This is a genomic window from Micromonospora sp. WMMB482 (genome assembly GCF_019038635.1).
Classification (GTDB): Bacteria; Actinomycetota; Actinomycetes; order Mycobacteriales; family Micromonosporaceae; genus Micromonospora; species Micromonospora marina.
Genome location: NZ_JAHOPD010000020.1, coordinates 283,042 through 308,501 on the forward strand (window position 1 = coordinate 283,042; position 25,460 = coordinate 308,501).

21 protein-coding genes are annotated in these 25,460 nt (G+C 73.7%); 7 read left to right on the plus strand and 14 right to left on the minus strand.

Translation table 11 applies throughout. The annotated features are described in order from the left end of the window. Nucleotides 1-44: 44 nt before the first annotated feature. From KSK32_RS02115 to KSK32_RS02130, 4 genes are all read right to left on the minus strand, one after another. On the minus strand, nt 45-620 hold the full coding sequence (locus tag KSK32_RS02115) for a helix-turn-helix transcriptional regulator (RefSeq protein ID WP_216928178.1): 576 nt from the start codon (nt 618-620) through the stop codon (nt 45-47). 98 nt (nt 621-718) lie between these two features. After that, on the minus strand, nt 719-1,627 hold the full coding sequence (locus KSK32_RS02120; protein WP_216928179.1) for a hypothetical protein: 909 nt from the start codon (nt 1,625-1,627) through the stop codon (nt 719-721). Nucleotides 1,628-1,796: 169 nt separating this feature from the next. After that, nucleotides 1,797-3,446, minus strand: a complete 1,650-nt coding sequence (locus KSK32_RS02125) for a CocE/NonD family hydrolase (RefSeq protein ID WP_374226689.1) — start codon at nt 3,444-3,446, stop codon at nt 1,797-1,799. 2 nt (nt 3,447-3,448) lie between these two features. Beyond that, the gene (locus tag KSK32_RS02130; RefSeq protein WP_216935748.1) at nt 3,449-3,967 is read right to left on the minus strand and encodes a MarR family winged helix-turn-helix transcriptional regulator; all 519 of its coding nucleotides are present in this window, start codon (nt 3,965-3,967) and stop codon (nt 3,449-3,451) included. 135 nt (nt 3,968-4,102) lie between these two features. Between KSK32_RS02130 and KSK32_RS02135 the strand changes: the two genes are divergently transcribed. After that, nucleotides 4,103-6,232, plus strand: coding sequence for an MMPL family transporter (locus KSK32_RS02135; protein ID WP_216928180.1), 2,130 nt, complete (start codon nt 4,103-4,105; stop codon nt 6,230-6,232). A 55-nt stretch (nt 6,233-6,287) separates the two neighbouring features. Here the strand turns inward: KSK32_RS02135 and KSK32_RS02140 are convergent, their stop codons facing one another. Then, nucleotides 6,288-7,157, minus strand: coding sequence for a lytic transglycosylase domain-containing protein (locus tag KSK32_RS02140; RefSeq protein ID WP_216928181.1), 870 nt, complete (start codon nt 7,155-7,157; stop codon nt 6,288-6,290). A 32-nt stretch (nt 7,158-7,189) separates the two neighbouring features. Beyond that, nucleotides 7,190-8,635: a DedA family protein gene (locus KSK32_RS02145; protein ID WP_216928182.1), complete on the minus strand. Its 1,446-nt coding sequence runs from the start codon at nt 8,633-8,635 to the stop codon at nt 7,190-7,192. Nucleotides 8,636-8,766: 131 nt separating this feature from the next. Between KSK32_RS02145 and typA the strand changes: the two genes are divergently transcribed. Next, nucleotides 8,767-10,635, plus strand: coding sequence for a translational GTPase TypA (gene typA / locus KSK32_RS02150; protein WP_216928183.1), 1,869 nt, complete (start codon nt 8,767-8,769; stop codon nt 10,633-10,635). 722 nt (nt 10,636-11,357) lie between these two features. On the opposite strand, the gene KSK32_RS02155 is transcribed toward typA, so the two are convergent. Continuing rightward, nucleotides 11,358-12,023: a class I SAM-dependent methyltransferase gene (locus tag KSK32_RS02155; protein WP_216928184.1), complete on the minus strand. Its 666-nt coding sequence runs from the start codon at nt 12,021-12,023 to the stop codon at nt 11,358-11,360. A 73-nt stretch (nt 12,024-12,096) separates the two neighbouring features. On the opposite strand from KSK32_RS02155, the gene KSK32_RS02160 reads away from it, so the two are divergent. Next, a complete protein-coding gene (locus KSK32_RS02160) occupies nt 12,097-12,963 on the plus strand; it encodes a serine hydrolase (protein WP_216928185.1) in 867 nt (288 codons plus the stop codon). Nucleotides 12,964-12,968: 5 nt separating this feature from the next. Here KSK32_RS02160 and KSK32_RS02165 read toward each other — a convergent pair whose 3' ends face one another. Next, the gene (locus KSK32_RS02165) at nt 12,969-13,766 is read right to left on the minus strand and encodes a tyrosine-protein phosphatase (protein ID WP_216928186.1); all 798 of its coding nucleotides are present in this window, start codon (nt 13,764-13,766) and stop codon (nt 12,969-12,971) included. A gap of 44 nt (nt 13,767-13,810) precedes the next feature. Here KSK32_RS02165 and KSK32_RS02170 point away from each other — a divergent pair, with 44 nt between their 5' ends. Next, a complete protein-coding gene (locus KSK32_RS02170; protein WP_216928187.1) occupies nt 13,811-14,908 on the plus strand; it encodes a mandelate racemase/muconate lactonizing enzyme family protein in 1,098 nt (365 codons plus the stop codon). A 57-nt stretch (nt 14,909-14,965) separates the two neighbouring features. Continuing rightward, nucleotides 14,966-16,054 (plus strand): NlpC/P60 family protein, encoded by a 1,089-nt coding sequence (locus KSK32_RS02175; RefSeq protein ID WP_216928188.1) that lies wholly within the window; start codon nt 14,966-14,968, stop codon nt 16,052-16,054. Between the two features lie 58 nt (nt 16,055-16,112). On the opposite strand, the gene KSK32_RS02180 is transcribed toward KSK32_RS02175, so the two are convergent. Then, nucleotides 16,113-17,111 (minus strand): TerC family protein, encoded by a 999-nt coding sequence (locus tag KSK32_RS02180; protein ID WP_216928189.1) that lies wholly within the window; start codon nt 17,109-17,111, stop codon nt 16,113-16,115. A 392-nt stretch (nt 17,112-17,503) separates the two neighbouring features. Here KSK32_RS02180 and KSK32_RS02185 point away from each other — a divergent pair, with 392 nt between their 5' ends. After that, a complete protein-coding gene (locus KSK32_RS02185; RefSeq protein WP_013287496.1) occupies nt 17,504-17,797 on the plus strand; it encodes an antibiotic biosynthesis monooxygenase in 294 nt (97 codons plus the stop codon). 108 nt (nt 17,798-17,905) lie between these two features. On the opposite strand, the gene KSK32_RS02190 is transcribed toward KSK32_RS02185, so the two are convergent. The 4 genes from KSK32_RS02190 to uvrB form a co-directional block, all read right to left on the minus strand. After that, on the minus strand, nt 17,906-18,805 hold the full coding sequence (locus tag KSK32_RS02190; RefSeq protein ID WP_216928190.1) for a DUF5753 domain-containing protein: 900 nt from the start codon (nt 18,803-18,805) through the stop codon (nt 17,906-17,908). 85 nt (nt 18,806-18,890) lie between these two features. Beyond that, complete coding sequence (locus KSK32_RS02195) at nt 18,891-19,259, minus strand: VOC family protein (RefSeq protein ID WP_216928191.1); 369 nt, start codon at nt 19,257-19,259, stop codon at nt 18,891-18,893. Nucleotides 19,260-19,283: 24 nt separating this feature from the next. Further along, nucleotides 19,284-20,117, minus strand: a complete 834-nt coding sequence (locus KSK32_RS02200) for an AraC family transcriptional regulator (protein WP_216928192.1) — start codon at nt 20,115-20,117, stop codon at nt 19,284-19,286. 25 nt (nt 20,118-20,142) lie between these two features. Beyond that, on the minus strand, nt 20,143-22,248 hold the full coding sequence (gene uvrB, locus KSK32_RS02205; protein ID WP_216928193.1) for an excinuclease ABC subunit UvrB: 2,106 nt from the start codon (nt 22,246-22,248) through the stop codon (nt 20,143-20,145). A 297-nt stretch (nt 22,249-22,545) separates the two neighbouring features. Between uvrB and KSK32_RS02210 the strand changes: the two genes are divergently transcribed. Next, complete coding sequence (locus KSK32_RS02210) at nt 22,546-24,171, plus strand: hypothetical protein (protein ID WP_289256476.1); 1,626 nt, start codon at nt 22,546-22,548, stop codon at nt 24,169-24,171. A 30-nt stretch (nt 24,172-24,201) separates the two neighbouring features. Here the strand turns inward: KSK32_RS02210 and coaE are convergent, their stop codons facing one another. Next, nucleotides 24,202-25,380 (minus strand): dephospho-CoA kinase, encoded by a 1,179-nt coding sequence (gene coaE / locus KSK32_RS02215; protein WP_216928194.1) that lies wholly within the window; start codon nt 25,378-25,380, stop codon nt 24,202-24,204. Between the last annotated feature and the right edge of the window lie 80 nt (nt 25,381-25,460).

The following is a 25,460-nucleotide window of genomic DNA, read 5'->3' on the forward strand; positions in this document are numbered from 1 at the left end:
TCCCGGTGAGGCGCTCGCGGGGGCTGCCGGAACGCGGCCGGCGGTCACGGCCGGCCCGGGACGCCGTGGGCGAACACGAAGACCGGCTCGCGGCGCTGTCCGTCGTCCGGAACGGGCCGTTCCGACCAGCGGGTGAGCAGGGCGATCACCTCTCGGCCGAGCGCGTCCAATTCGTCCGGGGTCAGGTGCAGCCAGTGGTCGGTACTGAACGGGGCGTCGTTCCAGGCGGCGTGCGTCTCGTCGGAGGCGGTGTGCCAGGCCCGCACCAGCTCGGTGTGCCGCTCCAGGTTGAGCGAGCCGGCGGCCTCGACGACCACCCGGGTCGACGGGTCGTCGCCGAAGTCGGACTCGGACCAGCGCACGCCCCGGTTTCGCGGCTTCCACCAGCGTTCCCGGCGGTCGCGGGCCAGCTCGGGCGCCTCGACCAGCAGGTCCGCGGCGGCGAGCACCTTGAGGTGGTGACTCACGTTCGCCGGCGCCTGGCCGGTGTGCTCGGCGAGCATGCCGACCGTGCACGGGCCGTACACCTTGAGCACGTCCATGAGCCGGCGGCGCAGGGGGTGGGCGAGCGCGGCGAGCACCCGCGAGTCGGTGACCTGCCGGACCGAATGCTGTTCCATGCGGCGAGTCTGGCATCGGCAAGAGGTATTGCGCAACAGCTCTTGCCGAATAGGCCGGACCGGGGCGCCGCGACACGGCGGCCGCGGCGCCGGGGTGGTCAGGCGGTCAGCCTGCGGGACAGTTCGTCGGCCACGTCCCGGGCGATCTGCGGCGGGATGGCCTCGGCTATCTTCTCCGGCGGAAGCCCGGCCAGCACCCCGGAGACGATCTGCTCCTCGTCGGTGAAGTCCTTGCCGGACAGCTCGTTCACCTGCGCCACCAACGCCGGCCAGGCGCGCAGCATCGCCAGCATCTGCTGCAACGGCGAGTTCGGCATGGGCGGGCCGACCAGCCCGCTGGTGCCGACCGGCGAGATGAGCCAGTTGCGCAGGTTCTGCAGGTCGGCCAGGACGTTGCCGACGGTACGGTTACTCGAGCCGGTGTCGTTGATGAGCTTGTCGGTCTGTTCCATGTCGTCCTCCGGTTTCACGACGGCGATCATCCCGATCGCGGTGAGGTAGCGGCGGAACAACGGGGTCTGGTCCCGCCCCGCCTTTGTGGAGTCGCGGAAGAAGCTGAAGTGGGTGTGGAACAGGTGGCTGCTGTCACCGCTGGTCCGCCGTCCCAGCCGGTCCCAGCGGCGCACCGTCCGCCCGTCCGAGGAGTAGATGATCTCCCGGATGTCCCGGGTGTCGGCCGCGTTCGCCGCGCACTGCGCCACCATCCAGGTGGAGAAGGTGCGCAGGTTGTGCGTGCCACCGCCGGAGCGGACGGAGAACATGCCGACGTCCAGCGCTGACGCGTACAGCGTGAGCCCGGACCGGTCCCGGCTGGACTCCACCACCGAGTAGTCGTTCCTGACGACCCGGTCGGAGCCGCAGTGGTAGCCGCCGCGGTGGTTGACGTCGCCGACGATGCCCACCTCCGCCGGCTCCAGGTCGTCGGCGCGTACGGCCTTCTTGTCGACGTTGAGGTAGGTGAGTAACAGGTTCCGAACGGCCAGCAGGTTCGCCGGGGCCGACGTCATGGCAGATCCCCCTCCGATCGATGACCGGCGAGGACACGACAATCACACCGCGTGATGACATGCGATCCGCGGACGCGCCCCGCCGGAAACTGCACGGCACCGGGCACTTGCTCCGAGCTTAACCACTGTTAGGCTCAAGTGCCCAGCTCAGGAGCGCTTTTTTGAACTATCAGCCCGCTGTGGACGGTGCTGGCACCAGCGGCAGCACCAACGCCGAAGGATGCTCACGATCGTGGATGATTTCTCGCCATCCAGCACGGAGGGTCACAGCGGTGCCGAGCGGCTCGCCGGTGCCCGGGTTGCGCGCGTAGCGGGGGTGGGCGCCACCGGAGACCTGTACCCGCAACCGGTGCCCGGGCGCGAAGCGGTACGCCGTCGGCCAGAGCGTCACCGGCACGGTGACCACTCCGGACGGATCACGCGGGAACCGCCCCGGTTCGACGCGGACCAGGCCGTCGCAGACGTTCCAGGATCGGCCGCGCCGGTCCACGTCGCACAGACGCACGAAAACGTCCAGGTACGACAGTTCGCTGCGCAGGTGGATCTCGGCGCGTACCGGCCCGGCCACCTCGACCGGGTCGCGCAACGGCTCACCGGTGTAGGTGAGCACGTCCGGGCGGGCCTCGACCGGCCGGTTGTCCACCGCCCCGGCCCGCTGGGCGACCAGCAGCGGGCCACCGAGCGACGGGGTGGGGTCGGCCGGGTCGTACCAGATCCGGTCCGGTTCGCCGTGCTCCTGCGGTTGCGGGGACAGCCCGCCGGCGGCTCGCAGGTGCCACCGCGTGGGCGTGGCCGGTGGCGGCCACTCCGGCAGGTCACGCCAGCCGCCGCCGTCGCCGCCGACGTGCACCCGCACCGGCGCGCGCCGCGGCCCGGGCCGCCCGGCCAGGTGGGTGTCGAGCCAGTCCAGGCCCTCCCGCAGCGAGGCCAGGAGCAGCCCCGGGCTGCCGTGCGTCCACGGCCCGACGACCAGGCGGGTACGCACCCCGGCGGCCCGCAGGCGGGCGTAGTCGTCGAGCTGGGCCGGCAGGAAGATGTCCTGCCAGCCGCTGACCATGGCGACCGGCGCGCGGACCTCGGCGATCCGGTCGCCGAAGACCCGGGTACGCCAGTAGCCGGCGTCGGGGGTGTGATGGCGCAGCCACTCCTGGAAGAACGGCACCGTCACGCCGGTGGCGACCCGGTCCGCCTCGGCCAGCGGCAGGTGCGCCAGGGCGCGGGCGAGCCGGGGCTGGCCGCGCTTGAGCTCCCACTGCCGGGCCAGCCAGGGCACGGTCTGCGCCTGGAGCAGCTCGGCCCAGGTGAGCACCGTGTCCAGTGCGAACGACTCCCCTGCATACGTGGAGTCGCGGGTGGCCGACGCGGTCACCACGGCGACCATCGCGCGCAGTTCCTCGCCCGCCTCGGCGGCGAGCGCCCACTGCACGAAGCCCTGGTAGCTGGCGCCGAACATGCCGAACGTGCCGGTCCACCAGGGCTGGCGGCGTAGCCAGTCCAGCGTGTCCAGGCCGTCGTCACGCTCGTGCACGAGCGGCGCGAACTCGCCGCCGGAGCCGAACGTGCCGCGGCAGGACTGGATCACCACGTGGAAACCCCGCTCGGCGATCAGGCGGCCCAGCAGCCGGATCGGCCCGCCCCGCCCGTACGGGGTGCGGATCAGCACGCACGGCGCGGCGGACAGGCCGGGCGCGTAGTGGTCGGTGCGCAGCGTCACCCCGTCGCGTACGCGGACCGGGATGTCCCGGGTGACGGTGACCCGCCCGGTGCGGGCGGCGGGCAGGCGCAGCGCCGCGGTGGCGGCCCGGGTGACCAGCCGCATGATCAGTCGGCCGGGCCGGAGGCGGCGCCGCGGCGGGGTGCGGCGCGCATCTCGTCCCGGTGGGTCCGCATGGAGTGCACCATCTCGGCCATGAACCGGTGCACCACGGCGAGCTCGTCGTCGCTGAAGCGCTCCATCACCTCGTCGGTACGGCGACCCAGCGGCCCGAAGAAGCTCTGTGCCAGCGCGGCGCCGCGGTCGGCGTAGTGCAGGAGGATCTTGCGACGGTCGCCGGTGTCCCGGTCGCGGCGGATGTGGCCGCCGCGCTCCAGCCGGTCGACGAGCGCGGTCACCGAGCCGGAGGAGAGGTTGAGCGCCTCGCCGAGCCGCCCGGGGGTGATCGGGTCGCCCACCAGCTCGGCCTCCATGACCGCGATCAGGGCGTGCAGGTCGGTGGCGTTGAGCCCGTGCAGCCCGGCGAACGCATGCCCGATGTGCTGCGCGTCGGCCGAGTAACGACGCAGGTCGTTGGTGATGTCGGCGACCATGCGACCGCGTGGGTCGTCGCGTCGCCGATACATCCTGTGCGCCGCCACGCTTGCCGCCACCCCCTGTCGAACAGTTCCGGTTGCAGCATAGAACCACCCCGGATAATCTCGCTCATCAAGATACTCGCCAAGAGAGAATCCCCCGCGACCAATATGTGAGGGCATCAGATGTCTCTGTTCACCCGCGTCGTCCGGGGCCGGCTGGCCGCCTGGCTCACGCTGGCCGCCGCACTCGTCGTCGGCGTGGTCGCCTTCGGGCTACCGAAGCCGGACAATCCGGAGCCCGTCTCCGACACCGGCCTGTCCGTGGAGTGGCAGTCGACCCAGGTCGAGCGGCTCCAGGAGCAGTTGCCCTCCAAGGACGCCCAGACCGCCCTGGTGGTGGTCAGCCGCGCCGACCGGGCCCCGCTCAGCGGCGCGGACCGCAGCACGCTCGACGGCATCTCCGGCGAACTCGGCTCGCTCGCCGTGGGCGGCAGGGTCTCCCCCGCCCAGGTCTCCCCCGACGGCACCGTGGCACTGGTCGCGGTGCCGCTGTCCACCGAGGGCGGGCCGTCGGCGGTGGTCGACGAGGTGGAGAAGCTCCGCGAGGCGGTCGGTGACCTGCCCGGCGAGCTGACTGTCGAGGTCACCGGCGGGCCCGCGTTCACCGCCGACCTGGGCAAGGTGTTCCAGGGTGCGGACACCACGCTGCTGCTGGTCACCGCCGCCGTGGTGGCGGTGCTGCTGCTCGTCACCTACCGCAGCCCGTTCCTGTGGCTGGTGCCGCTGCTGGTGGTGGGCGCCACCGAGCAGATCACGCTGCGCGTGGTGGAGTCCCTCGTCCCCGCCTTCGGCATCTACCTGCCCAGCGGGCAGGTGACGGGCATCGCCAGCGTGCTGGTGTTCGGCGCCGCCACCAACTACGCGCTGCTGCTCATCGCCCGCTACCGGGAGGAGCTGCGCCGTGAGGAGGACCGGTTCGCCGCCATGCGCTCGGCGCTGCGCCGCACCGCCGAGCCGATCCTGGCCAGCGGCAGCACCGTCGTCCTCGGTGTGCTCACGCTGCTGCTGTCCCAGCAGGAGACCAACCGGGCGCTCGCCCTGGCCTGCGCCACCGGTGTCATCCTCGCCATGCTCTCCGCCCTGTTCGTGCTCCCCGCCGCGCTGCTGCTGTTCGGCCGGGGCCTGTTCTGGCCGTTCGTCCCCCGCGTCGGCAGCGCCGCCCGTGAGGGCCGCATCTGGGGCCGCCTCGGCGAGCTGGTCGTCCGCCGGCCGCTGCCCGTCGCCGCGCTGGCGGTCCTGCTGCTCGCCGGCCTCGCGCTCGGCGGCCTGGGCATCCGTACCGGGCTGTCCGAGACCGAGCAGTTCAGCGAGAAGCCCGAGGCGGTCGCCGGAGCGGAGACGCTCGCCCGGGCGTTCCCGGCCGGCAGCACCCAGCCGGTCGCGGTGCTCACCAACCCGCAGGCCGCCCAGGCGGTCCTCGCCGCGGCGAGCGGCGTCGACGGGATCGCCTCGGCGCGCCCCGGCACCGCCGGGGACCGGGTCGCCCAGATCGACGTGGTGCTCACCGCCGAGCCGGGCAGCGCCGCGTCCGACCGGGCCGTGGTGGCGCTGCGCGACGCCGTGTCCGCCGTACCGGACTCGTCGCCGCCTGCCGTGGCGGGCGCGGACGCCCCCGACGGCGCCCTGGTCGGTGGTTCGGTCGCCGCCACCTACGACTCGAACGAGGCGAACACCAAGGATCTCCAGCTGATCCTGCCGCTCATCCTGCTGCTGGTCGGTGCGGTGCTGGTGCTGCTGCTGCGCGGGATCCTGGCGCCGCTGCTGCTGGTGCTGACGGTGATCGCGTCGTTCTTCGCCAGCCTCGGCGCGGCCTGGCTGCTCTTCGACCACGTGCTGGACTTCCCGGCGCTGGACAGCGGGGTGCTGCTGCTCGCGTTCGTGTTCCTCGTCGCGCTCGGCGTCGACTACAACATCTTCCTGGTCACCCGGGCCCGGGAGGACGCCCGGCGCACCGGCACCCGCGACGGCATGCTGTCGGCGCTGCGGGTCACCGGCGGCGTGATCACCAGTGCGGGCATCCTGCTGGCGGCGGTGTTCGCCGTGCTCGGCGTGCTGCCGCTGATCACGCTCACCCAGATCGGAATCATCGTCTGCATCGGCGTGCTGCTGGACACGCTGCTGGTCCGTACCGTCCTGGTGCCGTCTCTGGCGTTCCTGCTCGGTGACCGGTTCTGGTGGCCCGGACGGATCGCCCGGGACGCCGACGCGCCCACCGCGACGCCGACCGAGCCCGCTCCCACCAGGCGGGACTGAACCGAAGGGGCGGGGGCCCGCGCGCACGCGGGCCCCCGCCCCTTCGTCCGGTCGCTCAGAAGCTCAAGCACTCGCACTCGGTCATGAGCGCCCGCACGTTGCGCACGTACTGCGGATTGGGGACGGTCAGCGGCTGACCCTCCCGCGCCACCGCGCCGTGCCCGTAGTTGTAGGCCGCGATCACGGCGTTGAGCAGGCAGGAGTTCAGCTCCGCGGTGCACAGTGAGGCGTCGAGCCGGTAGTCGGACTCGAAGTACATGTCGCCGATGTACTTGGTCAGCCAGGCCAGGTAGGTGCCGCCCAGGTAGGCGTTGTCCCGGTAGGCGTCGATGTCGTACGACTGGCCGAACCGCTGGTTCATCCACTCCGCCGTGGCCGGCATGACCTGCATCAGCCCGACCCCGCCGTCACAGGCGATGATGTTGGACTGCCACCCGCTCTCCTGCCAGGCAGTGGCCTTCAGCAGCGCCGACGGGATGCGGATGTCCGGCGCCGAGGTCGGCCAGTAGGTACGCGCCGCGGCGTCGGCGAGCGCCGCCTTCACCTGGCTCTGGCTGGCCTTCGTGCCCCGGTAGCTCGGCTTGCAGCCCTCGTCCGCCGGTTTCGGCGGCGCCGGCGGCACCTGGGTCTCGGTCGGCGGCTTCGGCCGGGCCAGCGGCGCCGTGGAGGTCCGGGTCGGCTTGGCCCGCGGCTTCGGTTTCGCCGACGCGCTCGGGCTGGGCCGCACGCCCATCGCCGCCACCGCGGGCGGCTCCTCGCTCGGCGCGTCGGCCGGCGCCTCCGGTGGCTGGTCCACCGGGGCCGCCGTGGGCAACTCCACAGCGACCTCCCGGACCGGCTGCTCCTGCTCGCCGCATGCCGTGAGCGTGGCCGCCGCGAGCAACGCCACCACCGTCACGGCCCAGCGGGCGCGTCCTCGCCGCATCGAACCTCCCCGTTTTCCCCCGTCGGCGCACCCTAGCAAGGATCGACGGGTTCGCGGGGTACCCCCGACGCGGACCGGCGCCGCCGGGGCCGGGGCGGCGACTCCGCCGGGGCCACGCCGGCCGGCCGCTCGTCCGGGTCCGCCAGCCGGTCCCGGGTCGCCCACGCCACCACGAACACGGTGGTCCACGCGAGGCCCAGCAGTACCGCCGTGACGGTGCCGCTGGCCGTGCTGAAACCCAGGTAGAGCCGCGCGCCGGTGACCGTGACCACCGCCGCCGACGCCACCGTCCAGACCGCCGCGCCCACCGGCCAGCGCGCGCCTCGCGACAGCAGCCAGGCGAGTGTGCCGAAGCTCGCGGTCACCACCGCGTTCTGTGTCGGGAACAGGTCACCGGGGCGGTCCGGGCCACCCGGGCCGGTCAGCTCCGCGACGACGACGAGCAACACCAGCGGCACGGCGGCGCCGACAGTGCCCAGCACCCCGAGCGGATCGGCCCGCCACGCCCGCCCCCGCCGCGCCACCACCACGGCCACCACCGCCACCGCGGCGATCAGCACCCAGCCGCGCAGCACCGACACCGCGAGCAACGCCGTGTCGACCACCCCTGGGGTACGCCGGGCGGCGAACCAGTCGGCGACCAGCCCGTCGAGGACACCCAGCCCGCTGTGCGCGACGACCGCCTCCAGCAGGACCGCCACGGCGAGCCCGGCGACGAACAGCAGCGCGAGCCCCAGCGCCAGGTTGACCAGCAGGCTCCAGGCCGGGCCGGCGCGCATGGCGACCAGGAAGAACAGCACGCCGTACCGGGCCCGCAGCCAGCGCAGCGGCGGCAGTGCGGCGGCCCGTGCGGCCAGCGCGCGCACCGGGTCCGGGTTGCGCCCCAGCCAGCGGCCGGCGAGCACCACGGCGAGCAGGCACAGCAGCAGGGCCAGCACCGCCCCGGTGGCCCGGCCGAGCAGCTTCGACACCCGCTCGTACGACTCACCGGCCAGGTAGCCGACCAGCACCGAGGCGCCGACCCAGCTCGCCACCCCGGCCAGGTTCCAGGGCGCGAACCGCCGGTACGGCATCCCCGCCGACCCGGCCAGCCGGGGCGCCAGCGTGCGGGCGAACGCGATCCAGCGTGCCGCGAGCACGCCCCGGCCGCCGAGGCGCTCCAGCAGCGAGTCGGCCCGCCGCCACCGGTGCGCGCCGATCCGGGCGCCGACGCCAGAGGCACGCAGACGGGGGCCGTACCGGCGGCCCGCCCGCCACGCGAGTGTGTCTCCGATCACGGCGGCGGCGGTCATCGCCACCAGCACGGGCGCGAGGCGCAGCGTCCCCGCGTACGCTAGGAAGCCGACCAGAAGCAGGGTCGCCTCGCCGGGCATCAGCAGCCCGACGATCACCGCGGTCTCCGCCGCGACGATCGCCGCGGCGGCCAGGTAGATCAGCAGGGGCGGCAGCTCCTGCAGCCAGCTCAGCAGGTCAGGCATCGGACACCCCGCACGGGTGTCAGCATGCCAGTCGCTGGAACGGTCGGCACAGCACTTTCGACGCAGATCCGGGCGATCTCGGGGTGACCCCGAGGCGTGCCCCGGCAACCGCAGACAGGAGTATGGAGGGTATGCAGCTACGCACCGACCTCCGCAACGTCGCCATCATCGCCCACGTCGACCACGGCAAGACGACCCTGGTCGACGCCATGTTGCGGCAGGCCGGCGCCTACGGCGCCCGTGGTGAGACCACCGAGCGGGTCATGGACTCGATGGACCTCGAGCGCGAGAAGGGCATCACCATCCTCGCCAAGAACACCGGCGTGCGGTACCTGCCGGCGGACGGCTCGGAACCGGTCACCATCAACATCATCGACACCCCCGGTCACGCCGACTTCGGCGGCGAGGTCGAGCGCGGCCTGACCATGGTCGACGGTGTGGTGCTGCTGGTCGACGCCAGCGAAGGCCCCCTGCCGCAGACCCGGTTCGTCCTCCGCAAGGCGCTGCGCGCCCGGCTGCCGATCATCCTGGTGATCAACAAGGTGGACCGTCCGGACGCCCGGATCAAGGAGGTCGTGGACGACACGTACGAGCTGTTCCTCGACCTGGACGCCGACGAGGAGCAGATCGACTTCCCGATCGTCTACGCCTGCGCCCGCGACGGCATCGCCTCGCTGACCCAGCCCGCCGACGGCGCGGTCCCGGACGACAGCAGCAACCTGGAGCCGCTGTTCCGGACGCTGCTGGACACCATCCCCGCGCCCGCGTACGACGAGGGCGCGCCGCTGCAGGCGCACGTCACCAACCTCGACGCCTCGCCGTTCCTGGGCCGGCTCGCGCTGTGCCGGGTCCGCCAGGGCACCATCAGCAAGGGCCAGACCGTGGCCTGGTGCCGCACCGACGGCAGCACCCAGCGGGTACGCATCTCCGAGCTGCTGATGACCGAGGGCCTGGAGCGCAAGCCCGCCGAGTCCGCCGGGCCGGGCGACATCATCGCCGTCGCCGGCATCCCGGAGATCATGATCGGTGAGACGCTCGCCGACGCCGAGAACCCGGTGCCGCTGCCGCTGATCACCGTGGACGAGCCGGCCATCTCGATGACCATCGGCACCAACACCTCGCCGCTCGTCGGCCGGGTCAAGGGCGCCAAGGTCACCGCCCGGATGGTCAAGGACCGGCTCGACAAGGAACTGGTCGGCAACGTGTCGCTGCGGGTGCTGCCCACCGAGCGGCCGGACGCCTGGGAGGTGCAGGGCCGCGGTGAGCTGGCCCTGGCGATCCTGGTCGAGCAGATGCGCCGCGAGTCCTTCGAGCTGACCGTCGGCAAGCCGCAGGTCGTCACCCGGGAGATCGACGGCAAGACCTGCGAGCCGGTCGAGCGGCTGACCATCGACGCCCCGGAGGAGTACCTCGGCGCGATCACCCAGCTCCTGGCCACCCGCAAGGGCCGGATGGAGCAGCTGGTCAACCACGGCACCGGCTGGATCCGGATGGAGTGGCTGGTCCCGGCGCGCGGCCTGATCGGCTTCCGGACCGAGTTCCTCACCGAGACCCGGGGCACCGGCATCCTGCACCACGTCTTCGAGTCGTACGAGCCGTGGTTCGGCGAGCTGCGCACCCGCAACAACGGGTCGCTGGTCGCCGACCGGTCCGGGTCGGTCACCGCGTTCGCGATGACCAACCTCCAGGAGCGCGGCCAGCTCTTCGTCGAGCCGGGCACCGAGGTGTACGAGGGCATGATCGTCGGTGAGAACTCCCGCTCCGACGACATGGACGTCAACATCACCAAGGAGAAGAAGCTCACCAACATGCGCTCGTCGACCGCCGACGAGACCGAGAAGCTGATCCCGCCGCGCAAGCTGTCCCTCGAGCAGGCGCTGGAGTTCTGCCGCGAGGACGAGTGCGTCGAGGTCACCCCGGCCGCGGTGCGCATCCGCAAGGTGGTGCTGGACCAGACCCAGCGCGGCCGGATGGCCGCCCGCCGCAAGCACGCCGGCTGACCCAGCCGCTCACCAGCCCCACCCGGAGCCCGGCCCGCCCTCAGGCGGACCGGGCTCCCCCTTTCCCGTCGTCACCGCTCCCGCTCACCCGCCTCCCGCCTCCCGCCACCCGTCCCCGGGTCACCCGGCCGCCCGCACGCCGCACGCCGGTCACCCGGCCGCCCGCACGCCGCACGCCGCACGCCGCACGCCGCACGCCGCACGCCGCACGCCGGTCGATCATGAGGTTGACGGCGGTTCGGGAGATCAAATCCGCCGCCAACTTCATGATCGACGGGATGGGTGCGAGATCTTGGTACGAAATGGCCCCCATAGGGGCGCGCTTCTTCCAAGATCTTCAGGACGTCCCGTTTTACGGACGCGGGATCTCGACTCTCGGGAACGGGCGGGGATTAGGCCGGGGCCAGGAGCGGTGGGCCGGGGGCGAGAGGGGAGGGCTGCCCGGCAACGCGGGACGGGGCACAAAGCGGCGGAACGGGCGCGACGGACACGAGCCGGAGCTACGGACGCGGCAGTGCCACGGCCCGGCGGCAGCCAGACGGACACGAGGCAGACCGACACGAAGCGGCGCCACGGGCGCGAGACGGCGCCGCGGACGCGAGACGGCGGGACGGGCGCGAGACGGCGCCGCGGACGCGAGACGGCGCCGCGGACGCGAGACGGCGCCACGGGCGCGAGACGGCGCCACGGGACGGACGCGAAGCGGCGGGACGGCCGGGGTGTCAGTGGGGCTTGGTGGCTTCCAGGGCCAGCACGTCGGGTACCGGACCGGAGCCGGACTCGACCACCCGGGTCAGCCGCAGGCCGGCCGCCGCCACGGCGTCCAGCAGGCCGGCCAGGGGCAGGTGCCAGGCGCCGACCCGGGCCCGGACGCCGGTGGCGTTCCACGAGCGGACCGTGCGCTCCCGCGAGGCGTACCCGCCGTCGATCACGATCCGCTCCGGCTCGGACCGGTCGGCGAACGCGCCCACGAAACACGGGTGCACCCCGACGTGCACCAGCCGGCCGCCGGGTGCCAGCACCCGCGTCGCCTCGGCGATCGCCGCCGGATAGTCCGGCATGTCGGTGTGCGCGAGTACGCACACCACCGCCGGTACGGCGTCGGTGGCCAGTGGCAGCGCGGTCGCGTCGGCGCGGGCCACCGGCAGCCGGGCGCGGGCGTGGCGTAGCTGCCCGCCGGACAGGTCCACTCCCAGCGGCGTCCACCCGAGACGCCGCAGCTCGGCCGCGTGCGCCCCGGTGCCGCAGCACAGGTCCACACACCGGCCCGGGCCGTCACCCAAAAGGTCGGCCAGCACGGAGCGGATCCGGTCCATGTAGACCGACGAGGTCTCGCTGGCGTACTCCTCGTACCAGTCGGCGATGTCGTCGTACAACGGCGTCGTCATCTCCGCACGCTAGCCCCGCACCCGTGGTCGCCGCTGCCCCGCGTACGCCCCGAAGATCGGCTACGGTGCGGTCATGATCTGGGAGGACCTCGACGCGCACCTGGACCGGGTGCCCGGCACCGTCTCCGCGTACGTCGGCCACCCCGGCGCGCGGCAGGCGTGGACGCGGCGGGCCGACGCCACCCACTACGCGGCGAGCACCATGAAGCTCGCCGTGCTGGTGGCGCTGTTCCGCGCCGCCGAGGCCGGCCGGCTCGACCTGGACGCGCCGGTGCCGGTGCGCAACTCGTTCGACTCCGCGCTGCCGGGCGCGCCCCGGTTCGCCAACGACCGCGACTACGACAACGACGAGGCGGTCTGGGACCGCGTCGGCGGCGAGGCGCCGCTGCGCTGGCTGGCCGAACGGATGATCATCCGGTCCAGCAACCTCGCCACGAACATCTGCATCGGCCAGGTGGGGCTGCCCGCCGTGGCACAGGCGTGGGCGCTCGCCGGGGCGCGGCACAGCGTCACCGGCCGCGGCATCGAGGACTTCGCCGCCCGCGACTCCGGCGTCGACAACCTGGTCACCGCCGCCGACCTGGCCGTCCTGCTCGGTGAGCTGGCGCTCGGCGCGACCCGGCCCGGCCCGCTCGCCTCACCGGCCGGCTGCGCCGCCATGCTCGACGTGCTCGTCGCCCAGGAGCACCGCGAGGATCTGGCCGCCGGGCTGCCCGACGGCACCCGCATCGCGCACAAGAACGGCTGGGTACGCGGCGTACGCCACGGCGCGGGCGTGGTGTTCCCGGACGACGCGCCGCCGTACACGATCGTCGTCTGCACCACCACCGACCTGGCCGACGGCGGCGCGGACGGCGACGGAATCGAGGACGATGCCTGTCGGCTGATCGCGCACGTCTCCGAGCGGGTCTGGGCCGCGCGGCACGAGCTGGCCGGCTGACCCGGCTACTCCAGCAGCCGCTCACGCAGCGCCGCGCGGTCCGCGTCGGTCACCCCCAGACCGTCCCGCAGGTACGCGTCGAACGAGCCGTGCGCGCGGCGCACCTCGTCGTAGGCGGCGTCCAGGTATTCCGGGCGCACCTCCAGCAGCGGCCGGGCCACCGCCGGGTCCAGGTCCGTCCGGCGCTGGATCATCGCGGACAGCAGCACCTCGCGCAGGCTCTCGGTCAGCTCGTTGTGCACCAGGTAGTCGGCGCGGATCGCCTCCTCCTGCACCCCCAGCGCGGTCAGCAGCACCACCGACAGCCAGCCGGTACGGTCCTTGCCAGCCGAGCAGTGGAACAGCAGCGGCAGGTTCGGCCCGTCGGCGGCCAGCCGCACCGCCGCGCCGAACCCGGCCCGTGCCGGCTCCCCGGTGACGAACCAGCGGTAGATCGCCGTCATCGCCCCCGGCATGCCCTCGCGGGCCAGTGCCGCGTACGCGTCCAGGTCGTGGCCCTGCAACACCGCCGAGACGTACGTGAACACCGGGTGGGCCGCGTCGTAGACCGGCAGGTGCACCGTGCGGGGCTCCCCCACCAGCCGGTCCGGCGGGGCCACCGCCTGCTCGTGGGCGTCGCGCAGGTCCACCACGCAGGCCGGGCCGAGCTTGTCCAGCACCGGCAGGTCCTCGTCGGTGAGCCGGCCCAGCGCGGGCGTGCGGATGAGCCGCCCCGCCCGTACCCGCCGCCCGTCGGTCGTCGGCAGTCCACCCAGGTCACGCGCGTTCGGCGCGCCCACCAGCTTCCATTCCCGCCCGGCCATCGGCCCTCCCCTGCTCGCCGCCAGTTGGCTATAGGGTGCCCCACATGACGATCGCCGCGGTACGCACCCACCGGCTCTCGGCCCCCTTACACACCCCGTTCGTCACCGCGCTGCGCCACACCACCGCCGTGGACACGCTGGTCGTGGAAGTGATCGACGGTGACGGGCGCCCGGGTTTCGGGGAGGCGCCGCAGGTCTGGCAGGTCACCGGCGCGTCGGTGGCGGGCGCCGAGGCGTGCGTACGCGAACTGCTCGCGCCGCTGCTGATCGGCCGCGACGCCGACGACCTCCAGGCCGCCTGTGCCCTGGTGCGCCGCGCCGTGGTGGGCAACGAGTCGGCGAAGGCGGCGGTCGACGTGGCGCTGCACGACCTGGCGGCGCGGCGGCTCGGCGTACCCCTGGTGCGTCTGCTCGGCGGCACGGCGCTGCGCGTGCCGACCGACGTCACGCTGGCCGCCGGCGACGCGGTGGACCTGGCCGCGACGGCGGCGCGGCGCGGCGGCGAGGGGTTCACCGTGCTCAAGCTCAAGGTGGGCACCGACGCCCGCGGCGACCTGGACCGGGTCCGTGCGGTGCGGGCGGCGGTCGGCCCGGACGTGCGGATCCGGCTGGACGCCAACCAGGGCTGGACGCCCCGGGAGGCGGTGCGGGTGATCCGCGCGATCGAGGACGCGGGGCTCGACGTGGAGCTGGTCGAGCAGCCGGTGCACCGCCGCGACCTGGACGGGCTGGCCTGGGTCAGCGAGCGGGTGGACCTGCCGATCCTGGCCGACGAGTCCGTCTTCGACGTGCGCGACCTGGTCGAGGTGATCCGGCGGCGGGCCGCCGACATGGTCAACGTGAAGCTGGCCAAGTGCGGCGGCCTGCAACCGGCCCGCACGCTGCTCGACCTGGCCGCCGCGCACGGCATGGGGACCATCGTCGGCTCGATGATGGAAGGCCCGGTGGGGGTCGGCGCCGCCGCCAGCCTGGTCGCCGCCTACGGCACCACGGCCGTGTCGGACCTCGACGCCGCCTGGTGGCTGGCCTGGTCGCCGGTCGCCGGGGGCATCCGGTACGAGGGTGCGAGCGTGCTGCTGCCGGACGCGCCGGGTCTGGGCGTCACCGGCCCGCGTGAAGCTAAAATTCAGACACGCGCTTGAGCATCGTCAGAATTTTTCATATGGTCGCCCCGACGACCACCGCAGAGAGGGGTACGCGTGGCGCCTCAGCCCGGCCGCCGGGCCGTCGTACGGGTACCGGTGGCGACCCTCTGGACCGCGCCCGAGGCGGTACGCCCGATCGACTGCCCCGCCCTCGCCGGCTCCCCCGACGTCGCCGCCTGGATCGCCGGCATGGACCGCGACCAGCTCGTCGGTGACTGCGTCCTGACCCAGCTGCTGCTCGGTGAGCCGGTGCGCGTCACCGAGACCCGCCCGGACGGCTGGGTGCGGGTGGTGGCGCTGGGCCAGCCCGCGGCGAAGCTCGGCGCCGACGGCTATCCGGGCTGGCTGCGCGCGGCCCACCTGGCCGACGCCGACCCGTCCTCCCCTGATCCGGCCGACGTCGCCTCAGCGGGCTCCGCTCCGTCCGGCACCGCTCCGTCCGGGCCGGTCGGTATCGGCCCATCCGGTCCTGGTCCGGCCGGTTCGAGCCCGTCCGGCTCCGGTCCGGCCGGTCCTGGTCCGGCCGCTACCAGTCCGTTCGGCTCCGGTTCGGCGGCCGCCGACGGCCCGCTGACCGTCGACGTCGCCCGTACCGCGTTGCGCGCCGAGCCGGACGGCGACGCCACGCTCACCGGCGTGGTCCTCGGCACCCGGCTCACTCCCGCCGGGCCTCCGGTGGACGGCAGGCGTCCGGTCCGCGTACCCGGGCGGCCCGACCCGCTCTGGGCCACGGAGGACGACCTGGTGCCGCTGCCCGCCGAGCGCCCCGAGGCCGAGAAGGTGCTCGCGGTCGCCGAGCGGCTGCGCGATCTGGTCTACGTCTGGGGCGGCATGTCCACCGACGGCATCGACTGCTCCGGGCTGGTGCACCTGGCCTGGCGGCGGTACGGGATCACGCTTCCACGCGACGCCGACGACCAGGCGGCGGCGACCTCGCGGGTGCCGCTGGACGCCGAACGCCCCGGAGACCTCTACTTCTTCGCCCGGCCCGGCCGGCGCATCCACCACGTCGGGATCGTGTCGGCCGAGCCGCGCGGCGGCCGGCGCCGGATGCTGCACGCCTGCTACCTGACCCGCCGGGTGGTCGAGGAGGAGCTGCCGGCCGACCGGACCGCCACCCTCGTCGGCGTCCACCGCGTCTGACCTCGGACGCGCCGATGGGCGCCCCCGGCAACGGGAGCGCCCCGACGGTGCCGGTGGGTCAGCGGCGGGCCTCGACCAGTTCCCGGCGCCGGTCCCGGGACGACTTCGCCAGGCTGGCAGCCGTGGCCACGGCCAGGGTGCCGAGGATGACGGCGAGCGAGAGCCAGATCGGGATGTGCGGGGCCCACCCGACGTGCTCCCCGCCGTTGATGAACGGCAACTTGTTGTCGGCCAGCGCCTCCAGCACCAGCTTCACGCCGATGAAGCCGAGCACCACGGCCAGCCCGTAGCTGAGGTAGATGAGCCGGTCCAGCAGGCCCCCGAGCAGGAAGTAGAGCTGCCGCAGCCCCATCAGCGCGAACACGTTGGCGGTGAAGACCAGGTACGGCTCCTGGGTGATGCCGAAGATCGCCGGGATCGAGTCCAGCGCGAAGATCAGGTCGGTCGTGCCGATCGCGATCATGACGATCAGCATCGGGGTGAACAGGCGCCGCCCGTGCTCCCGGGTGGTGATCTTCGCTCCGTCGTAGTCCCGGGACAGCGGCAGCGCCCGGCGGCTCCACCGGATCAGCACGTTCTCGCTGAACTCGTCCTCGTCCGGTTCGCCCTGCCGGGCCAGGTTCACCGCGGTGTAGATGAGGAACGCGCCGAAGATGTAGAACACCCAGGAGAACTGGGAGATCAGCGCCGCGCCGGCCGCGATGAAACCACCGCGCATGACCAGGGCCAGGATGATGCCGACGAGAAGCACCTTCTGCTGGTACTGCCGGGGCACCCCGAACCGGGCCATGATGATCACGAAGACGAAGAGGTTGTCCACCGAGAGGCTGTACTCGGTGAGCCAGCCGGTGTAGAACTCGCCGGCCACGCGGCCGCCCGCGGTCAGCCAGAGCACGCCGCCGAAGATCAACGCCAGGCCGACGTAGAAGCCCACCCACAGGCTGGACTCACGGACGCTGGGCTCGTGGGGCCGCCGGCCGATGATGAACAGGTCGGCGAGCAGGATCGCGATCATCGCGATCAGCGTTACCGCCCACACCAATGCGGACACGTTCAAATCCATCCTCCGGCAGACACGCTGCGTCGGAACACACCGTACGCCGGGTGGGGTGCCGGGGTGCGTCGACACTGACAAGGGGTGACTGACGGAGGTCTCTTCCGCCGGAGCCCGGGTGACCGGTCCCGACCGCGGAGCCGGGTCGGGCAACCGGGGGTGCCGGCGCTCTTCCGTGCTGACGACTCCGTCGCGGGGGAATACTCCCCTCCTCGGTCGCCATTGTTCACCATCGCACCAAGATGGCGCATCTCCGGGCCGCTCATCGATCTCTCGACGTGCTCCGGCTCACGTCCCGCTGGGCGTCCTAGGAGGCTAGCCATCCGCCTCGGCGTCGCCGTCCGGGACGCCACCCGAGACGTACCCGCGGGGCGACGGCATGGCAGGCTGCCAGCATGGTTCTTGAGGTCGCGCTGATCGATGTCACGCCCGGACACGAGGACGAGTTCGCCGCCGCCTACGCGCAGGCGCGCCCGATCCTCGCCGGCGCCGAAGGTTGCCGCTCCGTGCGGATGACCCGCGGCGTGGAGTCGCCCACCCGGTTCGTGCTGCTCGTCGAGTGGGACTCGGTCGAGGCGCACGACGTGAACTTCCGCCAGACCGAGCGGTTCGCGCAGTGGCGCGGCCTGATCGGGCCGCACTTCGCCGGCCCGCCGCTGGTCGAGCACTTCATCGACGTTCCGGCCTGAACTGTCGTACCCCTGCCGTAGCCTGCGCGCTGCGCGGTCACCGGTCCCGACGGGCATCGGGGGCGCCGGGCCCGGTGGTCGCGCCCGCCGGCGGCGGGACCGCGCGGCTCACTCCAGCTCGTGCGGATCCCGCGGCCGGGGCACCGGCGCCGCGCCGAGCCGCCGGGCCACCAGCTCGGCGGAGGCGTCCGCCGGCAGCGCCGAAGCCAGCAGCCGTTCGATGACGCGCTCGTAGTGGGTCACCTCCGCCTCGGCGACCAGACGCAGGTCGGTGGTGAGCGTCTCCACCAGTACGGTGCGCGGATCCTCGGGGTCGGGGTAGGCGTAGTACGAGAACGGCGCCAGCGGGTGCGGCCCGTCGCCGCCCGACGCCGCGGACGGCAACACCCGGACCGTGACGCGAGGCCGTTCGGCGAGCGCGGCCAGATGCCGCATCTGGTCGCGCCACACGTCGGCGGGCAGGCCGTCCGGGTCGCAGACGCGCTCGTCCAGCAGCGCTGTGTAGTGCGGCGGATCCGGCCGGATCAGCAGCTCCTGGCGTGCGACGCGGGCGCGGACGTCGGCCTCCACGTCCACCTCCCCGGTCAGCGCCGCGCCGGCTGACACGCGCAGGCGGGCGTACGCCGGGGCCTGGAGCAGGCCGGGCACGAGCACGCACTGGTACTCCACGATGCGCGCCGCGCCCGCCTCCAGCTCGGCGTACGCCCGCTGGCGCTCCCCCATCTCGCCGAGCGCCTTCGACCAGCCCCGGCCGGTGGCGGCGTCGCGGGCGATGACGATCAGCTCGTCGCGCTGCGGCGACGGCACCTGGTAGACGTCGAGCAGGTCGAGCACGTCGGCCAGGTCGGGCCGGCTCTGCCCCAGCTCGATGCGGGACAGCTTCGAGGTGGACGCCCAGCCCAGCCGGGCGCAGACCTGTTCGAGCGTGAGCGACTCGCGACGGCGCAGCCGGCGCAGCTCCACGCCGAGCCTCGCCCTCCGGACCACGGGACTTGCTGACAACGGCATGCACGCCTCCCGGGAGGGAGCGTACGCATCGCCGTCACGCTCGGCAATACCTTGCCCACACAGCGCAACCGCCCGGGCGGGCCTGTCAGGGGCGGTAGGTGCCGAACGACCAGACCAGCCCGATCAGGTCGCGGGCGGCGTAGTCACGGGAGCCGTAGTCGGTGTCGAACGGCCCCCGGACGATGTCCGCACCGGCCGCCCGGGCCCGCTCGTGATGCGCGTCGACGTCGTCGATCGCCAGGTAGATGACGTAGTCGTCGTCGGTCGGGCGGGACCGCGGCGCCGGCCCCGGGCCGAGCATCACCAAGTCGCCCGCGAACTCCAGCTCGACATGGACGACGGTGCCGTCGGGCAACTCGTGCACCTCCCGCACGGTCAGGCCGAACGCGGAACAGAGGAAGTCGACGGCGGCTCGCACGTCGGGATACCGCAAGACGGGATAAACGCTCTGCATGCCGTCAGTCTGCCGCCGGGGCGGTCAGGCCGGATTGGACGAATGGGATCCCGGCCCGGCCAGCGCGGCCGGGGTGGCACCGGCGAACTCGCGGAAGTCCCGGATCAGGTGTGACTGGTCGTAGTAGCCCCACCGGGCGGCCCGTTCCGCCCACCCGGTGCCGTCCGGCCCGGCGGCCTGCGCGGTGAGCAGCGTCCGGCCCAGGCTCGCGTACGCCCGCTCGAAGCGCAGCAGGCGGGCGACCGTCTTGGGCGGCAGGCCGAACTCCCGCCGGAACCGGACCGACAGGTGGCGGCGGGACCACCCCAGTTCCTGAGCAAGCGTGGCCACGCCGACGCCTTCCCCGCTGCCGTCCAGGCGCCGCCAGGCCGCCAGCAGGGGCGGATCCACCGGCGCGGTCGCCGCCAGCCGTGTGGCCAGGGCGGCGTCGATCCGGGCGAAGCGTTCCGGCCAGCCCGGCTCGCCGGACAGTTCGTCGCGCAGCCGCACGAGCCAGCTCGCCACCGCGTCGACCGGCACCGCCCGGTTGGCCAGCTCGGCCAGCGGCAGCCCGAGCAGGCGACGGGCCGCCGGGGCGGTCAGCAGCACCTGCACACCGGTGCCGGTCCCGGTCGTACGGGTGGCGCACCAGCTGTCGAACGGGCCGGCCAGGAAGGCGTTCGCGTACGCGCCCCGGGCCGGGTCACGCAGGTCGGTCACGTCCAGCGGGTCGCCCCAGCCGAGGATCAGCACCACGAACGCGCCCGCCGCCTCCCGCCGGACCAGCGGGACGGGCACCTCCTCGCGGTAGCCGAGGTAGCGGTCCACCCACTGGCGCAGCCGCGGATCGGGGCGCGCGATGACGACCTCGGTCAGCATCGCGCCGCCTCGGCCGTCGCGCCGGTCACCGGACCCCTGCGGCGTCCATCCCGCGCAGCTCCTTCTTGAGGTCGGCGACCTCGTCGCGGATCCGCGCGGCCAGCTCGAACTGCAACTCGCGCGCGGCGGCGAGCATCTGGTCGTTGAGTTCCTGGATGAGGTTGGCCAGGTCGGCCCGGGCCATCCCCTCCCGCGACGGGGTCGCCGCGGCGCCCCGGCGGCTGCGCGTCTCCTTGACCGGCGCCTTGCCCCGGGAGAGCTGCCGCACGGCCCCGCCGACGTTGCTGTTCTCGGTGTCCTCCGCCTCGCGGTAGATGTCGTCGAGGATGTCGTGGATCTTCTTGCGCAGCGGCTCCGGCTTGATGCCGTTCGCCTCGTTGTGCGCGATCTGCTTGGCCCGGCGCCGGTTGGTCTCGTCGATGGCGCTCGCCATCGACGGGGTGATCTTGTCGGCGTACATGTGGACCTGGCCGGAGACGTTACGGGCCGCGCGGCCGATGGTCTGGATCAGCGACCGGCCGCTGCGCAGGAAGCCCTCCTTGTCGGCGTCGAGGATCGCCACCAGGGAGACCTCGGGCAGGTCGAGACCCTCCCGGAGCAGGTTGATGCCGACCAGCACGTCGTAGTCGCCCTTGCGCAGCTCGCGCAGCAGCTCGACCCGGCGCAGCGTGTCGACCTCGGAGTGCAGGTAGCGCACCCGGATGCCGTTCTCCAGCAGGTAGTCGGAGAGATCCTCGGCCATCTTCTTGGTCAGCGTGGTGACGAGCACCCGCTCGTCCCGCTCGGTACGCAGCTTGATCTCGTGCATGAGGTCGTCGATCTGCCCCTTGGTCGGCTTGAGAACCACCTCGGGGTCGATCAGGCCGGTGGGCCGGATCACCTGCTCGACGAACTCGCCCTGCGCCTGTTCCAGCTCCCACGGGCCGGGGGTGGCGGAGAGGAAGACCATCTGGCCCACCCGCTCCAGGAACTCGTCGAAGCGCAGCGGCCGGTTGTCAGCCGCGCTGGGGAGCCGGAAGCCGTGGTCGATGAGCATCCGCTTGCGGGAGGCGTCGCCCTCGTACATGCCGCCGATCTGCGGGATGGTCACGTGCGACTCGTCGACCACGGTCAGGAAGTCGTCGGGGAAGTAGTCGAGCAGGCAGTGCGGCGGGCTGCCCGGCAGCCGGCCGTCGATGTGCATGGAGTAGTTCTCGATGCCGGAACAGAAGCCCACCTGGCGCATCATCTCGATGTCGTAGGTGGTGCGCATGCGCAGCCGCTGGGCCTCCAGCAGCTTGCCCTGCCGTTCCAGCTCGGCCAGCCGCTCGCCCAGCTCGGCCTCGATGTCGCGGATCGCCCGTTCCATCCGCTCCGGGCCGGCGGCGTAGTGCGTGGCCGGAAAGATCATCAGGCTGTCGACCTCGCGGACCACGTCACCGGTCAGCGGGTTGAGGTAGTAGAGCTTCTCGATCTCGTCACCGAACAGCTCGATCCGGACCGCCAGCTCCTCGTACGCCGGGATGATCTCCAGCGTATCGCCGCGGACCCGGAAGGTGCCGCGCTGGAAGGCCATGTCGTTGCGCGTGTACTGGATGTCGACCAGCCGGCGCAGCAGCTGGTCGCGGTCCAGCTCCTGCCCGACCTTGACCCGCACGGCCCGGTCGAGGTATTCCTCCGGCGTGCCCAGGCCGTAGATCGCCGAGACGGTGGCGACGACGATGACGTCCCGCCGGGTGAGCAGCGACATCGTGGCCGAGTGCCGCAGCCGCTCGACCTCCTCGTTGATCGAGGAGTCCTTCTCGATGTAGGTGTCGGTCTGCGGGATGTAGGCCTCGGGCTGGTAGTAGTCGTAGTAGGAGACGAAGTATTCGACCGCGTTCTGCGGCAGCAGCTCGCCGAACTCCTTCGCGAGCTGGGCGGCGAGGGTCTTGTTGGGGGCGAGCACCAGGGTCGGCCGCTGGAGCCGCTCGACCAGCCACGCCGTGGTGGCGCTCTTGCCCGTGCCGGTCGCGCCGAGCAGCACCGTGTTGCGGTCACCGCGCCGCACGCGACGCTCAAGCTCGTCGATGGCAGTCGGCTGGTCACCGGCCGGCTGGAACTCACTGACGACCTGGAAGCGGCCGTCGAGCCGGGGAATGTCGAGCGCCATGACACCAACGGTACGCCCGAGGTCCGACACTTCCGGCCACGACCACGGACCGCCCGTGATCAGCTTCGATATTCCCATTGTGTGGTTCATCTCACCGGTCTACCCTCGTACCGTAGGCCGCTCGCGGCGGCCGACCGGGCCGGTGATCGCCCCACGCGGGGCCGGTCGCCCCCGGCGCCAGGGCCGCAGCACCCGGGACGACCGGCGTGCGCGCCGACGGTGGTCGCGCGCAGCGCTGACCGGCCGCCGCGAGCGCCCCTGCTCGTCACCGAAACCCCGCTCTCGCGTTCTCCACTCGTGGGGATCTCTCCCGAGCGCCGGCCGCGACGCGAGCCCGACACCGGCACGCCCCCGCCCGCCGACGAGCCGGGAGGCCGGCGCGGCGTCAGCCGCCCCCACCGGCTCTCCGCGCGAGGCGACGGCGACCAGGCCGTACCCCGCGAACCGGGCCGGGGTCACCGGCGCGGCCGCACCAGCACACCGACCCGTCCCGCCACCGTGGCCGGCCGGCGCCGACGGGCCGGCCTGCTCGCCGACCGCCGCCCCACGCTCACCACCCGGCCGGACGGCGATCCCGAACTGGACGGCGCCGACGACCCACCGGACGGGCCGCACCGGCGCCGGATCGCGCTCGCCGCGCTCGTGGCGGCGGCCGCGATCTCCGCCGCGACGCTCGTCGCCGGCCTGCTCACCTGGATCCCCGGCCGGACCGGCGAGGCCAGGACGGCACGCCCGCTCACCGCCGCCGAGGCCGACCGGGTGGCCGCGCTACGGGTCACCAACCTGCGCGACGTACGCGCCGGCGTCCGGGTCACCGTCGGCGCCGGCACCGCCCGTACCGAACTGGTCGGCTGGGTCGACTGGGCTCGCCCTCTGGTCTACCTCGACGTCGGCGGTCCGGGCGCGGGCGGCGACCGCGGCCTGGTCCAGGCCACCGCGTCCGCGCTGCTGGTGCGGCCCGACCCCGGCGCGCTCCCCTCCCCGGCCCGGCCCCCGGCGGTGCCGCCGGCGGACCGGTGGCGGATGCGGTCCCCGGCCGGCGGGCACAGCCTCGGTGCGGTACGCGACCTGCTGATCGGGCTCGGCGCCGACCGGGTCGATCCGCCCGCCACCCAGGGCCGGTGGCTCCGCGGCGACCGGGCCGGCGGCGTCCCGGTGGACGTGGTCCAGGCACCCCTCGCACCGCTCGGTGACCCGCGCCCGACGCTGTGGGTGGACGCGGACGCCCGGCTGCACCGGCTCACCGGGCGCTTGGCCGACGGCACCCCCGTCACCGTCGACCTGACCCGCGCCGACCGGGCCACGGTTCACCCGGTGGACGCCCTCGGCGGCCGGCCCGGGCAGCCCCGGGCGCTCACCGACGACGAGACCGCCCGCCTGGCCGCGCTGCCCGCCCGGCTCCGGGCGCTGCGCGGCGCGACGGTGGCGGTGGACGCCCCGCTCGCCCCGTCGGCCAACCTGCGGGCCACCGGCACGGTGAACTGGGCGAGCCCGTCGGCGTACCTCGCGGTGATCGAGGAGGGCAGCGGCCGGCGTACCCTGCGGTGGGTCCGGCCGGGCCGGGTGGCCGAGGTGCAGAGCTCCCCCGACGGGCCCGCGACGCCCCCGGCGCCGGTGCCGGCCGCGCTGCTCGCGGCTCCCGCGCGCCCGCCCGGCGACGACCTGGACCGGCTGCTCGACGCGGCACTGCGGGCGGCCCGGCGCGCGCCCGCCGGCGACACCGTCCGGGTCCGCGAGGACCGGCTGGGCGACCGGACGATCGACGTGTTCGAGGTGCCGGGCGGCAGACGCTGGTGGCTGGACCGGGGCGGCCTGCCGCACCGGCTGGAACTACGGACCGGGCCGGGGGTGTGGATCCGGCTCGGCCTCTCCCCGGGGCGCGTGGCGGGCAGCGGCGGATCCGCGGCCTCGACGGCCCGCTGAACCGGGCTCGGCGCGGTCCCGACGGCCCGGTCAGGGCCGCCAGCCGGTCTGCGCGGCCCACTCCTCGGCGCGCAGGTGTTCCTCGTCGAACCAGGGATCGGTCACCGTGCCCCAGGCGGCGTGCTCCGGCGCGGCCGCCGCCAGATCCCGCTTCACCTGGAGGTAGTCGGCCCGCCGCGCCGGATCGGCGCGCAGGTGGTCGCGCATCAGCAGCGCGTACCGCCAGCCGGGCGAACCGGCCTCCCGCAGGTGCAGGCGAACCGGACGTCCCGGGTCCGCGCCGCCGTGCAGCCGCTTGGCCCAGCGCACCGGATCCGGCTGCCGCGGGGCGGCCCACCACTTGCCCGGCAGGCGCGGGAAGCCCGCCTCGGCCAGCCGCCGTGCCAGTGGCCCGTCCGCCTCGTCGAGCGAGGACACCGTCACCTGGATGTCGATCACGTCCGGGGCGGCGAGCCCCGGCACCGCGGTGGAGCCGACGTGGTCGACCCGGATGTCGCCGCCTGCGGCGTGGCGGATCCGGGCGGCCAGCCGGGCGTACTGCTCGGGCCACGTCGGGTCGGGCTCGCCGAGCGCCGCCGGGTCAGGCGGGACGGCGCGGCCCTCGCGGACGTTGCGCTCGTAGGGCAGCAGACGGTCCCGCCACAGGGCGTCCACGGCGGCGTGCAGCTCGGTGAGTGCGCCGTCGTTCGTCAGCAGCACGTCGGCGGCCGCGCCGCGGGTGGCGTCGTCGGCCTGCGCGGCGATGCGCCGCTGCGCCTCCTCCGGGGCCATGCCCCGGTCGCGGGTCAGCCGGGCCATCCGGATCGGCACGGCCGTCTGCACCACGATCACCAGGTGGTACGTCGGCGCGAGTCCCACCTCGACCAACAGCGGTACGTCGTTCACGACGATCGCGTCGGCGGGGGCGGCGGCGACCAGTTCGGCGCTGCGCGCGCGTACCCGGGGGTGGGTGATCCCTTCGAGCGTACGGCGGGCGGCCTCGTCGCCGAAGACCAGCGCGCCGAGGGCGGCCCGGTCCAGCGCCCCGTCGGCGTCCAGGACCTTGTCGGAGAAGGCGGCGACCACCTCGGCCAGCCCGTCGGTGCCGGGCGCGACGATCTCGCGGGCGATGCGGTCCGAGTCGACGACCACCGCGCCCAGCGCGGCGAGCCGGCTCGCCACGGCGCTCTTGCCCGATCCGATTCCGCCGGTCAGCCCCACCTTCAGCACCCGGACAGTCAACCGGATCCGACGCACGCATGCCAAACCCGCCCGGCACACGACGCGGGCCCCGCCCCCGGCGCTCCGCT